Here is a 12,874-nt window from a genome sequence, read left to right as displayed (position 1 = left end):
CCGGGGCGGGCGTACCGCTCGTCCCGGCGGGAACCGACCAGCAGGACCGCGGCCGGGGCAACCCGGCCGGGGACAACCGAAGCGGGGGAGGCAGGGCCGAACGCCGAACGTCCCTGCCTGCCACAGCCCCGTCCGTCCGGTCGACCGGGCCCGGCGATGGCGTCGTTGACGCCGACCTCGGCGCCGTCGACGGTGGTGCCACCCTGGCGCGCCCGGACGGACGGGGCCTTGCCAGACCGGCAAGGCAGACAACCGGCAGCAGTATGAGCACCGCCAGCGGCGGGCGTTTGGAGGCAGGAATGCGTACCGGAGTCTGGCTGATCGGAGCCCGCGGCTCGGTCGCGGTCACCAGCATCGTCGGCGCGCTGGCCATGCGCGCCGGCCTGGCCGACACCACCGGCTGCGTCACCGAACTGCCGGCACTGCGCGGCCCGGCCCTGCCCGGCTTCGCCGATCTCGTCTTCGGCGGACACGACATCGCCGCCACGCCGCTGGTGAAGAAGGCCGACGCGTTGGCCAGCGCCGGCGTGGTCCCCGGGCGGCTGGTCGCCGCCCTGCACACCGAGCTGACCGGCCTGGAACCGCAGCTGCGTCCGCTGCCGGCCGGGGCCACCCAGGCCGAGACGGCGGCGGCGATCGCCGCGGACCTGGTCGCCTTCCGCCGCCGGCACGACCTCGACCAGGTGGTGGTGGTCAACGTCTCGACCACCGAACCGGCGCCGCCGCCGCACCCGGCGCACCACGACCTGGCCGCCCTCGCCACCGCGCTCACCGAGGCGCCCAGCGGCGCGCCGGTGCTGCCGCCGAGCGCTTTGGCAGCGTACGCCGCGCTCGGTGCCGGCTGCGGCTACGTCGACTTCACCCCGTCGGTGGGGGCCCGGTTGCCGGCCCTCGACGAGCTCGCCCGACAGCGGGGGGCACCGTACGCCGGGCACGACGGCAAGACCGGCGAGACCCTGGTGAAAGCGGTGCTGGCCCCCATGTTCGCGCTGCGTAACCTGCAGGTCCGCAGCTGGTCCGGCAGCAACCTGCTGGGTGGCGGCGACGGGGCCAACCTGGCCGAGCCGGCGGCCAACGCGGCCAAGGCGGCCAGCAAACAGCGGGTGCTCGGCGAGATCCTCGGCTACCAGCCGCAGGGACACACCCGGATCGAGTACGTCGACGACATCGGCGACTTCAAGACCGCCTGGGATCTGATCACCTTCTCCGGCTTCCTCGGCACCGGGATGCGGATGGAGTTCACCTGGCACGGGTGCGACTCGGCACTGGCCGCCCCGTTGGTGCTGGACCTGGCCCGGCTGACCGCCGCCGCCGCCCGCGCCGGTCGCGTCGGACCCCTGCCGGAGCTGGCCTTCTTCTTCAAGGACCCGATCGGGTCGGGCCCGCACGCCCTCGGCGACCAGTGGCGCGACCTGGTCGAGTTCGCCGCGTACCTGCACGGTCAGACCGGCGAGCCGGGCGGTGCCGCATGACGCCGCCACGGTGGTCGGACCTGGCCGAGCTGGTCCGGGCCCCGGCGGCGCTGTCCGTACCGGGTGACGTGGTGGCCGGAGCGGCCGCCGCCGGCGGGCTCGGCCCGCGTACCGCCGGGCTGGCCGGCGCGTCGGTCTGCCTCTACTGGGCCGGAATGGCCGCCAACGACTGGGCCGACCGGGAGCTCGACGCGGTCGAGCGGCCACAGCGGCCCATCCCGTCCGGGCGGGTCACACCCGGTGCCGCGCTCGCCGTCGCCGCCGGGCTCACCACCGCCGGACTGGCCCTCACCGCCGTCACCGGCGGCCGCCGGGCGCTCGCCGTCGGCGTGCCGCTGACCGCCGCCATCTGGGCGTACGACCTGTGGGCCAAGAACACCCCGGCCGGCCCGGCGGTGATGGCCGCCTGCCGAGGGCTCGACGTCCTGCTCGGCTCGGCCGGCACCGGCCGGACCCGGGCCGCGTTGCCTGCCGCGCTGGCCGTCGCCGCGCACACCTACACCGTGACCGAGCTGTCCCGCAGCGAGGTCAGCGGTGCCGATCCCCGGCTGCCGGCGGCCACCCTGGCCGGGACCGCCGCCGTCGCGCTGGCCAGCGTCGCGCCGGCGGCCGCCCGAGCCGGGTCGGTCCGCGCGGCGACGCCGACCGGCCGGGCCACGCCGGTGCGTGCCACGACGACGACCGGCGGGGGCACCTCCGCCCGCTGGTGGCGGGCCGGGGTCACCGCCGGACTCGCCGGCTGGTACGCCGCCCGATACGGCGCCGCGCAGGCCGCAGTGGCCCGCGACCCCCGGCCCGAGCAGGTACGCGCGGCGGTCGGCGCCGGCATCGTCGGTCTGCCCGCCCTGCAGGGCGCGCTCACCGCTCGGGCCGTGGCCACCGGCACCGGCCTGGCCACCGCCGTCGGGCTTGCCGTCTCCGCCGCCGCGCCGCTCGGCCGGCGGCTGGCCCGCAAGGTGTCCCCGACATGAGCACCGGCCCCGACGTGAGCACCGGCCCCGACGTGAGCACCGGCCCGGCCGGCGACCGCGAAGCGGCAACCAGCGGGCCCGGCCCGGACGCGGTAGCCGGACTGCGGTTCGGGTACGGCACCAACGGCTTCGCCAACCATCGGCTCGGCGACGCGCTGGCGCTGCTCGCCGACCTCGGCTACCAGGGTGTCGCGCTCACCCTCGACCACGACCATCTCGACCCGTACGCCGCCGGGCTGCCCCGCAAGGTGGCCCGGGTCGCCGAGCAACTGCGGGACCTCGACCTTGCGGTCGTCGTCGAGACCGGTGCGCGGTACCTGCTCGACCCCTGGCACAAACACGCCCCGACCCTGCTGCACGACACCGCCTCCCACCGGATCGACTTCCTGCGCCGGGCGGTGGCGATCGGCGCCGACCTGGGCGCGGAAGCGGTCTCCTTCTGGTCCGGGGTGCGCCCGGCCGACGTCGACGACGCCACCGCCTGGGACCGGCTGGTCGCCGGCTGCGCGACGGTCGTCGAGGCGGCCGACGCCGCCGACGTCACCCTCGGCTTCGAACCTGAGCCCGGGATGCTGGTGGCCGACATCGCCGGCTGGCGGCGGCTGCGCGACGAGCTGGGCCGCCCGGCGCGGTTCGGCATCACCCTCGATATCGGACACTGCCGGTGCCTGGAGCCGGAGCCGGTGCCGCAGTGCGTCACCGACGTGGCCGAGCACCTGGCCAACGTCCAGATCGACGACATGCGCCGGGGCGTGCACGAGCACCTCGAGTTCGGCACCGGGGAGATCGACTTCCCGCCGGTGCTGGCCGCCCTCGACGCCGCCGGCTACCGGGGCCTGGTCGCCGTCGAGCTGCCCCGGCATTCGCACGCCGCCCCGGCGGTCGCCGCCCGGTCCATCGAGTTCCTCCGATCCGCCGAACTCCGGGCCCGCCCGGCACCGCCCGGCACGGCACCAGCCGGCACGGGATCGGCCGGCACGGGATCGGCCGGCACGGGATCGGCCAGCACCGCCGCTGAAGGAGGCCAGCCGTGAACCGACCCGCCCAGCCAGCCGACGACCCGGCCGACGTCGCCGGCCGACTCGCCGCCGCACTGTCCGGCGTACCCGATCCGGACTGGCTGGCGCAGGCGCGGAGCCGGATCGTCACCGACCCGGCCAGCCTGCCGATGCTGTTCGCCAGCGCGGGCCGCCGCTGCGGCCGGGCCGGCCTGGCTGACGCACCGGGCTGGTCGGCCGACGAAGCCGCCCGGGTGCTGCTCCTCGTTGACCTGGCCACCGTCACCACCGGAGCGGAGCTGGCCGCCGCAGTCGTCGACTGCTACCACCACGGCGACGCCGCCGAGCGTCGGGCGGTGCTCAAGGCGCTGCCGCTGCTGCCGGTCGGCGACCGGGCGGTGCCGCTGCTCGACGACGCGATCCGGACCAACGACACCCGGCTGCTGGCCGCCGCGCTCGGCCGCTACGCCCGACACCTCGACCAGCCGGCCTGGCGTCAGGCGGTGCTCAAATGCGTCTTCACCGGCGTGCCGCTGGCCGCCGTGCACGACCTCGACGCCCGCGCCGACGGCGAGCTGCTGATCATGCTGGCCGGGTTGGACGAGGAGCGCACCGCCGCCGACCGCACCCTGCCCGCCGACGCGCTCGCCCTGCTCGCCCGGCTGCGCGCCGCCGATGCCGCTGCCGCCACGGGCGGGCCCACCACGACACATCAGGAGGGGTGAATGCACATCTTCGACCCGCACATCCACATGACCTCGCGGACCACCGACGACTACCAGGCGATGGCCGACGCCGGGGTCCGGGCCCTAGTCGAACCGGCTTTCTGGCTCGGCCAGCCGCGCACCAACGTCGGCTCGTTCGTCGACTACTTCGACTCGCTGCTCGGCTGGGAGCCGTTCCGGGCCAGCCAGTTCGGCATCCGGCACCACGCCACGATCGCGCTGAACCCGAAGGAGGCCAACGACCCCCGCTGCGCCGGTGTGCTCGACGTACTGCCCCGCTACCTGGTCAAGGACGGGGTGGTGGCGGTCGGCGAGATCGGCTACGACTCGATGACCCCGGCCGAGGACGAGGCGTTCGCCGCCCAACTGGCGTTGGCCCGCGAGCACGACCTGCCGGCCCTGGTGCACACCCCGCACCGGGACAAGGCCCGGGGCACCGAACGGACCCTGGCGGTGGTCGCCGAGTCCGGCATCGACGCCGGTCGGGTGGTGGTCGACCACCTCAACGAGGTGACGGTCGGGCTGGTCAAGGAGTCCGGCTGCTGGATGGGCTTCTCCATCTACCCGGAGACCAAGATGTCACCGCCGCGGATGGTGGAGATCCTCAAGGAGTACGGCCCGGAGCGGATCCTGGTCAACTCGGCCGCCGACTGGGGCCGGTCCGATCCGCTGCTGACCCGGACCACCGGCGAGGCGATGCTGGCCGCCGGATTCAGCGCCGACGACGTCGACCGGGTGCTGTGGCGCAACCCGGTGGAGTTCTACGGCCAGTCCGGCCGGCTCGACCTGAGCGACGTCGCCGCCCCCGCACCGACCTTCGAAGGCAGTTCGATCATGCGCGGCGGTGGCTGATGCGGCTCTCCGACCGGCACCACCGTACGGTCCACCTGAGCTACTGCACCAACGTGCACCCGGCCGAGGACCTCGACGGCGTGCTCGGCCAGCTCGACACGTACGCGGTGCCGGTCCGCGACCGGCTCGCCGCCGACCCGCTGGGGCTGGGTCTGTGGCTGGCCGCGCCGGCAGCCGCCGGGCTCGCCGCCGACCCGGCCGCCCGTCGTCGGCTGCGCACCGCGCTCACCGACCGGGGCCTGGAAGTGGTCACCCTCAACGGATTCCCGTACCAGGCGTTCCAGGCACCGGTGGTCAAACACGCCGTGTACCACCCGGACTGGGCCGATCCGCGCCGGCTCGACTACACCCTGGCACTGGCCCGGATTCTCGCCGACCTGCTGCCCGACGACGCCGAGCGCGGCTCCATCTCCACCCTGCCGCTGGCCTGGCGTGAGCCGTGGGGCGCCGACCGGGCCGATGGCTGCGCCCGAATGCTGGACCGGCTGGCCGCCGGCCTGGCCGACGTCGAACGGGACACCGGCCGGACCATCCGGGTCGGCTTCGAGCCGGAACCCGGCTGTGTGGTGGAGACCACCACGCAGGCCGTCGAACAGTTGGCCGGCGTCGACACCGAACGGCTCGGCGTCTGCGTCGACCTGGCCCACCTGGCCTGCGCGTGGGAGGAGCCGGTCGCCGCGCTGGCCCGGCTGCGGGCCGCCGGGCTGTCGGTGGTCAAGGTCCAGGTGTCGGCCGCGTTGGAGGTCGCCGACCCGGTGCGGGACCGGTCCGCGATCGCCGGGTACGTCGAACCACGGTTCCTGCACCAGACCCGGTCGGGTACCGCCGGGGCGACCGACGACCTCGACGCCGCACTCGACGCCGCGCTGCCCGGCCCGTGGCGGGTGCACTACCACGTACCGCTGCACGCCGCCCCGGTCGCGCCGTTGACCTCGACGATGCCGCAGCTGCGGGCCGGTCTCGCCGCGGTCGTCGACGGCGAGGGCTGCGACCACCTCGACGTGGAGACCTACACGTGGGGGGTGCTGCCGGTGGAGCAACGCCCGACCGGGCCCGGGCAGCTCGCCGACGGCATCGCCGCCGAACTCGCCCAGGCCCGCGACGAACTGGTCGCGCTCGGACTGACCGCGGCCACCCGTACCACCGCCGGATCGGAGGCCGCATGAACCCGCTGCTCGTCCTCGACGTCGTCGGCCTGACCCCCCGGTTGCTGCGCCGGATGCCCCGGTTGGCCGCGGTGGCCGACACCGGCTTCCAGGCCGAACTCGGCACGGTCCTGCCGGCCGTCACCTGCTCGGTGCAGTCGACGTTCCTGACCGGTGAGCCGCCGTCCGGGCACGGTGTGGTCGGCAACGGCTGGTACTTCCGCGACCTCGGTGAGGTGCTGCTCTGGCGCCAGCACAACGCCCTGGTCGGCGGGGAGAAGCTGTGGCAGGCCGCGCGTCGGGTCCGCCCCGACTACACGGTGGCGAACATCTGCTGGTGGTACGCGATGGGCGCGGACGTCAACTGGACGGTCACCCCCCGGCCGATCTACCACGCCGACGGACGCAAGGACCCGGACTGCTACACCGACCCGCCGGAACTGCACGACGAGCTGACCAGTCGGCTCGGCACGTTCCCGCTGTTCAACTACTGGGGTCCGGGTGCCGGGCTGGTGTCGTCGGCGTGGATCGCCAAGGCGACCCGGCAGATCATGACCGACCACTCGCCGGATCTCACCCTGGCGTACCTGCCGCACCTCGACTACGACCTGCAACGGTACGGCGGTGCCAGCCCGCAGGCCGAGCGGGCGGCGGCCGAACTCGACGCGGTGCTCGCCCCGCTGCTGGACGCGGCGGCCGCGCGCGGCGCGACGATCGTGGCGCTGTCCGAGTACGGCATCACCGACGTGTCGCAGCCGGTGCACGTCAACCGGCTGCTGCGAGCCGAAGGGCTGCTGCGGGTCTACACCCAGGCCGGCATGGAGTACCTGGATCCGTGGACGTCGCGGGCGTTCGCCGTCGCCGACCACCAGGTCGCCCACGTGTACGTACGGGATCCGGCCGACGTGCCGCTGGTCGCGAAGCTCTGCGCCGGGCTGCCCGGGGTGGCCGAAGTGCTCGACGCCGACGGCAAGGCGGCTGCCGGCCTGGACCATCCGCGCTCCGGTGAGCTGGTGCTGGTGGCGCAGCCGCAGGCCTGGTTCACCTACTACTACTGGCGCGACGACGCGGCCGCGCCGGACTTCGCCCGGTTGGTGGAGATTCACCGCAAGCCCGGCTACGACCCGGCGGAGCTGTTGTTCGACCCGGCCAACCCGGGCGCGGCCAAGGCGCGCGCGGCGATCGCCCTGGCCCGCAAGAAGATCGGCCTGCGGTACACGATGAACGTGGTCGGGCTGGACGCCGGGGCGCGGGCGGTCCGCGGATCGCACGGCCGGCTGCCGGCCGACCCGGCCGACGGCCCGGTGCTGCTCTGCTCGGATCCGGCGCCGGCCCGCGACCGGTTCGCCGCCACCGAGGTCAAGTCGCTGCTGCTGGACCTGGCCGGGCTCGACGCCGCCGCAGCACCGCCGGCACCGGCACCGTCGCACTCGCCATCGCCCGAGGTGTCCCGGTGACCGTGGCGCCGGCCCGTCCCGGCGACGACCCCCCGGATCTGGACGCCCCGACCGGTGCCGGTTCGGTGGACTGGTCGCTGCGGGAGCGGTGCGACGCCGAGCTGACGGCGTTCCTCGACCGGCAGGACCCGCACTGGCCGGACGGTGCGCCGCGCGGGGTGTACGACACACTGCGCCGGTTCGTCCTGGTCGGCGGCAAGCGGCTACGCCCGGTCTTCTGCTACTGGGGGTGGCGCGGCGCCGGGGGAGCGGACTGCCGGGAGATCGTCGCGGCCGCCGCCGCGCTGGAGATCTTCCACGCGTTCGCGCTGATCCACGACGACATCATGGACGGAAGCGACCGTCGCCGGGGCGAGCCGTCGGTGCACCGGATCTTCGCCGACCTGCACACCCGTTCGTTCTGGCGGGGCGACTCCGGCCGGTACGGGCGCAACGCGGCGCTGCTCTGTGGAGATCTCTGCGCCGCCTGGGCGGACCAGATGTTCCACGAGTGCGGGCTCGACGCCGCGCAGATCCGGCGCGGCTACGCGGTCTTCGCCGGGATGCGGACCGAGGTGATCGCCGGGCAGTACCTGGACCTGGTGTCCGGCGTCGGCGACGGTTCGGTGGCCAGTGCGTTGACGGTAATCCGGATGAAAGCCGCTAGATACACAGTTACCCGACCATTGCAGATCGGCGCCGCCCTTGCCGGGGCCGGGCCCGAACTGCTGGACGCGTACGCTGCCTTCGGTGATCCACTGGGTGACGCGTTCCAGCTCCGTGACGACGTACTCGGGGTGTTCGGCGACCCTGCGGTCACCGGCAAGTCGGTGCTCGACGATCTGCGAGAGGGCAAGTCGACGGTGATGATGGCGCAGGCCCGCAACCTGGCGGACCGCAGCCAGGCAGCCCGGTTGCGAGAGCTGTTCGGCAATCCGGAGCTGGACCCGACCGGGGCCGACGAACTGCGCGGCATCATCGTCGACACGGGAGCTCTCGAGGCGATCGAGCAGATGATCCGGATTCGTACCCAGGAAGCGGTGACCATTCTCGTCGATGCGTCGTTGACCCCCGAGACGCGCACGGAATTGACCGCCCTGGCTGAATCGGTGGCCGAGCGGCAGAGCTGACCCGCAGGACCCCAAGGAGGGCATCGTGGCCGTACCCCATCAGGTGACCGGTGGTTCACACCCGGTCGACCAGCATGGTGTCGAACCGGGAACGGAGCACCGGCGGCTGCGGATAGCCATGATCGGCCAGAAGGGGATGCCCGCGACGTACGGCGGGATCGAACGCCACGTCGAGGAGCTGGCCAGCCGGCTGGCCGCGCGGGGACACGACGTCACCGTGTACTGCCGGCCCAGCTACGGGTCGGTGCCGATGGACCGGTACCGCGGCGTACGGCTGCGCCAGGTGCGGACCGTGGCCAGCAAGCACCTCGACGCCATCGTGCACTCCACCACCTCGACCCTGGCCGCCATGCGTGACCGGCCGGACATCGTCCATTACCACGGTCTCGGACCCGGCCTGGTCGCGCCGCTGCCCCGCTACCTGGCCCGCAGCAAGGTGGTGCTCACCGTGCACGGCCTGGATCAGCAGCGGGCCAAGTGGAGCCGGCTCGCCCAGACGGTGCTCGGCACCGCCCACTGGCTCAGCGGGTACGTGCCCGACGCCCGGGTCGCCGTCTCCCGCGGCCTGGCCGACCACTACCAGACCAGGTTCGGCAGTTCGGCCAGCTACATCCCGAACGGGGTCGGCACCCCACGCCAGGTCCCGGCCCGACAGATCGGCCCCCGCTTCGGCCTCACCCCCGGCCGGTACCTGCTGATGGTCGGCCGTCTCGTGCCGGAGAAGTCGGCGGATCTGCTGGTCCGCGCCTTCCGCCAGGTCGACACCGACCTGCGGTTGGCCATCGTCGGCGGATCGTCGTTCAGCGACGACTTCGTGGCCCGGGTACGCGCCGAGGCCGTCGACGACCCCCGGGTCGTCTTCACCGGTTTCGCGTACGGCGATCTGCTGGCCGAGCTCTACTCGCACGCCGCCGGTTTCGTCCAGCCGTCCCGGCTGGAAGGGCTGCCGCTGACCCTGCTGGAAGCGGCTTCCTACGGACTGCCGGTGGTGGCCAGTGACATCACCCCGCACGTCGAGGTGCTCGCCACCGACGGCCCCGGTCACCGGATCTTCCGTGATGGTGACGCCGACGATCTGGTCCGCGCGCTGCGCCAGGTGGCCGCAGATCCGGCCGCGGAGCGCACTGGAGCAAAAGCTTTGCGTGACAGGGTCGGCGCCGAGTACACCTGGGACGCGGCCACCGCCGAGCTGGAAGCGCTGTACCTGGATCTGCTGCCGGCCCGTAGGCCGCAGCTGATCCGGCCCCGCCGCCGGCCCCGCAGCGAACCGGACGGCTGATGGCCGGCCCCGGCGTGTCGGCCCATACTGCCTCGTCGCGGATCCAGCTAGATTAGGCCGGCCCACCGGCGAACGGCGGTGGGGCCGGGCCGGCCCACCGGGACGGCAGATCGACCTCCGTCCGCCCCGACCCGGGGTCGGCGGCGGTCCGGGTATGCGGCGCGGCTCGACCCGACAGCGGGCGAAGCGGGACAACTGGCGAAGCGGGACAGCGGATCGGCGTGCGGTGACCAGACGACAGCGGGAACCCCGGCCAGCGGGCCGGCTGCTCAGCGTGCTCGCCGCGGTCGCCGCCGCGGCCGTCGCCGTCGCCGCCGGCCTGGCGCTCGCCGCCGGTGACCGGCGCGGTGTGGTGCTGCCGATCGCCCTCGTCGCCGGAGCCGCCGTCGGTGTGCTGGCCATCACCCGGTTCTCCGGGTACGTGATCCTGATGCTCGCCGTGCGTCCGCTGCTGGACGTGGTCAAGCTGAGCGGACCGACCGCCGGCCGGGCGGACACCGACCAGGCGTCCCGGCTGAGCGACCCGTCGACCATGGTCGCGGTGCTCTTCCTGCTCGCCGCCGGGCTCTGGCTCGCCGCCCAGTTGCGCCGCAACGGCCGGTTACGCGGCACCCCGCTGGGCTTCGCGATGCTGCTGGTCGGCGCGACCGCGCTGGTCAGCGCGCTCGGCGCGAACCGGCCGACGCCGAGCCTGCTCGAGGCGATGCGGATCCTGACCGTGGTGGTCATGTTCGTGGTTCTCGAACAGTTGATGCCCGATCGGGCGGCGGTCCGGCGGATCCTGATCGCCTGCTACGGCTCGCTGGCCCTGGCGCTGCTCTACACCGTGCTGGTCAGCGCCTTCGGGCAGGTGCCGTCCGAGGTCAAAGGCCAGTTCATCAGGGTCAGCGGCCCGTTCAGCCAGTCGACCACCTTCGGCCGGTACCTGATGTTCATGATCATCTTCGGGTTCGCGATCTACCGGTTCCTGGCCCGGCGCGCCCAGTTGATCCTCGCCGTACTGCTCGGGCTTTCCCTGGTTTTCCTGATGCTGACCAACACCCGTTCGGCGATCCTCGGTGCGGCGCTCGGGCTGATCGTCGTCGCGGTGCTGCACCGCAGCGGTCGGATGCTCGCCACCCTGCTGGTTGTCGCGGTCGCCGGGGTCAGCCTGCTGCCCTCGGTCGGGGACAGGTTCGCCCAGCTCGCCGAGGACCGGCCCACTGGCGGCGGGCCGACCGGCAACACCCTGCAGTGGCGGGTCGACTACTGGGCGGAGATCGTCACCCTGGCCAACCGCAACCCGGTCACCGGGATCGGGCCGAACATGACCCAGCACGAGACGTCAGAGGCGAAGAAGCCGCACAACGACCTGCTGCGGGCGTACGTGGAGACCGGTCTGGCCGGGCTGCTGGCCTACCTGGCGATGCTGGTGCTGCTGCTGCACACCGCCCGTACGGCGTTGCGCCGCGCCCCGCCAGGCAGCCTGGAACGCGGCGTCGCGGTCGGCTTCGCCGGCTGCGCGGTGGTGTTCATCGCGGTCAGCCTCGGCTCCAACGTCATCTCCAACGTGGTGACGCTGTGGTACTTCGTCGCGTTCGCCGCCGCCGCCAGCGCCATCGCGCACGGTCGGACGACCAGCGCGACCACCCACGGCCGAGCCGCGATCGCCATCACCCACGGCCGGGCCGGCACCGGGTCGGTGACCACCCCGGCACCACAATTTCGGTACGAGTAGGAGCCCATAGCGTGGAGATCGTCGACTACCTGCGCATCGCGCGCCGGCGGCTGTGGCTGCTGCTCGGTGTGCCGGTGCTGGCCGCCAGCGCGGCCGCGACCCTGGTGCTGATCGCCCCGCAGCAGTACACCGCGACCGCGTACGTGGCGGCACCGGCGCTGGTCGGCGGGGCGGCCGCCCAGCAGTACACCGGCAACCAGGCAGCCAACCAGTTCGCCGCCGCGTTCAGCGCCGCCGCAACCTCGCCCCGGGTGGTGGACGAGGTGACCGCCGAGACCGGCGTCGCCGCCAACCGGCTGCGGTCCGGGCTGGTGGTCAGCCAGGTCGGGGCGAGCAGCCAGATGGAGATCACCTTCGCGTCGGCAGACCGGTCCATGGTGAGCCCGGTGCTCGCCGCCACCGCCGAACGGGCCCTCGCCTTCCTCTTCTCCTCCCAGGTCGCGATCGCCACCGAGCAGGTCACCGCGGCCAGCACCGACGTCGACGCGGCGACCGCCGCGATCACCGCCTGGGAGGACGAGAACGAGGTCACCCAGCCGGACAAGATCTACCAGGCGACACTGAACGAGCTGGCCAGCCTGCGCCAGCAGCGACTGCAGATGCAGGCGGTCGGCAACGGCCGGGGCGTCGACGCCGCCACCGAGGCGATCGAGGCCGGACAGCGCCGGCTCGACACCATCGGCCCGAAGCTGCCCGACTACGAGGCGTTGCTCGCCCAGCGGGACGCCGCGACCAGCGCGCTCTCCTCGGCCCGGCAGGGCCTGCAGGCCGCCCGGGCGCAGGCCCAGGCCGCCGATCCGACCGAGGTGACCAGCGTCGGCGCGGTCCGGGCCGTGTCCCGCACCAGGAGCCTGGTCAACACCACGGTGCCGGTCGCCGGCGCCGGGCTGCTGCTCGCCGTGGTCCTCGTCGCCATGCTGGAGATGCTCGCCCGCAACCGGGCCGGTGAACCACCGGCGTCGCCCAGCGGCGACCCCACCCCGCCCCCCGGGCCCGGTCCGACCGGCGGCGACGAGACCCGGGAGATCCCGGCCGCCCGGGTCGGCCGAGCCACCCCGGTCGGGCAGGTGTCCCGTACCGCCGGTCGGGTCTACGGTGCGGGCGGCTCGCTCGAACCGCACCCGGGGCGGTGACGTGACGGCCGAGCCG

At 73.8% G+C, this 12,874-nt stretch carries 11 protein-coding genes; all 11 read left to right on the top strand.

What is annotated here, in order from left to right:
• The first annotated feature begins 299 nt into the window (after nt 1–299).
• The 11 genes from EDC02_RS17730 (at nt 300) to EDC02_RS17680 (ending at nt 12,858) form a co-directional block, all read left to right on the top strand.
• Nucleotides 300–1,472 carry an inositol-3-phosphate synthase gene (locus EDC02_RS17730; protein ID WP_123604892.1) on the top strand — a complete coding sequence of 391 codons (1,173 nt, stop codon included), beginning with the start codon at nt 300–302 and terminating at the stop codon, nt 1,470–1,472.
• A complete protein-coding gene (locus EDC02_RS17725; RefSeq protein WP_123602926.1) occupies nt 1,469–2,443 on the top strand; it encodes an SCO3242 family prenyltransferase in 975 nt (324 codons plus the stop codon). Before EDC02_RS17730 ends, EDC02_RS17725 begins: the two co-directional genes overlap by 4 nt.
• Nucleotides 2,440–3,477 carry a sugar phosphate isomerase/epimerase gene (locus EDC02_RS17720; RefSeq protein ID WP_123602925.1) on the top strand — a complete coding sequence of 346 codons (1,038 nt, stop codon included), beginning with the start codon at nt 2,440–2,442 and terminating at the stop codon, nt 3,475–3,477. Before EDC02_RS17725 ends, EDC02_RS17720 begins: the two co-directional genes overlap by 4 nt.
• Nucleotides 3,474–4,166 carry an EboA domain-containing protein gene (locus EDC02_RS17715; RefSeq protein ID WP_123602924.1) on the top strand — a complete coding sequence of 231 codons (693 nt, stop codon included), beginning with the start codon at nt 3,474–3,476 and terminating at the stop codon, nt 4,164–4,166. Before EDC02_RS17720 ends, EDC02_RS17715 begins: the two co-directional genes overlap by 4 nt.
• Nucleotides 4,167–5,018, top strand: a complete 852-nt coding sequence (locus EDC02_RS17710) for a TatD family hydrolase (protein WP_123602923.1) — start codon at nt 4,167–4,169, stop codon at nt 5,016–5,018.
• Nucleotides 5,018–6,184 (top strand): metabolite traffic protein EboE, encoded by a 1,167-nt coding sequence (gene eboE / locus EDC02_RS17705; protein WP_123602922.1) that lies wholly within the window; start codon nt 5,018–5,020, stop codon nt 6,182–6,184. Before EDC02_RS17710 ends, eboE begins: the two co-directional genes overlap by 1 nt.
• Nucleotides 6,181–7,620, top strand: a complete 1,440-nt coding sequence (locus tag EDC02_RS17700; protein WP_123602921.1) for an alkaline phosphatase family protein — start codon at nt 6,181–6,183, stop codon at nt 7,618–7,620. Before eboE ends, EDC02_RS17700 begins: the two co-directional genes overlap by 4 nt.
• Nucleotides 7,621–7,685: 65 nt before the next feature.
• Nucleotides 7,686–8,729, top strand: coding sequence for a polyprenyl synthetase family protein (locus EDC02_RS17695; protein WP_123604891.1), 1,044 nt, complete (start codon nt 7,686–7,688; stop codon nt 8,727–8,729).
• A gap of 25 nt (nt 8,730–8,754) precedes the next feature.
• Nucleotides 8,755–10,008 (top strand): glycosyltransferase family 4 protein, encoded by a 1,254-nt coding sequence (locus EDC02_RS17690; RefSeq protein WP_123602920.1) that lies wholly within the window; start codon nt 8,755–8,757, stop codon nt 10,006–10,008.
• Nucleotides 10,009–10,234: 226 nt separating this feature from the next.
• A complete protein-coding gene (locus tag EDC02_RS17685; RefSeq protein WP_148083504.1) occupies nt 10,235–11,725 on the top strand; it encodes an O-antigen ligase in 1,491 nt (496 codons plus the stop codon).
• A gap of 11 nt (nt 11,726–11,736) precedes the next feature.
• A complete protein-coding gene (locus EDC02_RS17680; RefSeq protein WP_158632218.1) occupies nt 11,737–12,858 on the top strand; it encodes a Wzz/FepE/Etk N-terminal domain-containing protein in 1,122 nt (373 codons plus the stop codon).
• Nucleotides 12,859–12,874: the final 16 nt, after the last annotated feature.

Source organism: Micromonospora sp. Llam0 (assembly GCF_003751085.1).
Classification (GTDB): domain Bacteria; phylum Actinomycetota; class Actinomycetes; order Mycobacteriales; family Micromonosporaceae; genus Micromonospora_E.
Note: the sequence above shows the minus strand (reverse complement) of the source record. Positions and strands in the feature narration are given on the sequence as shown.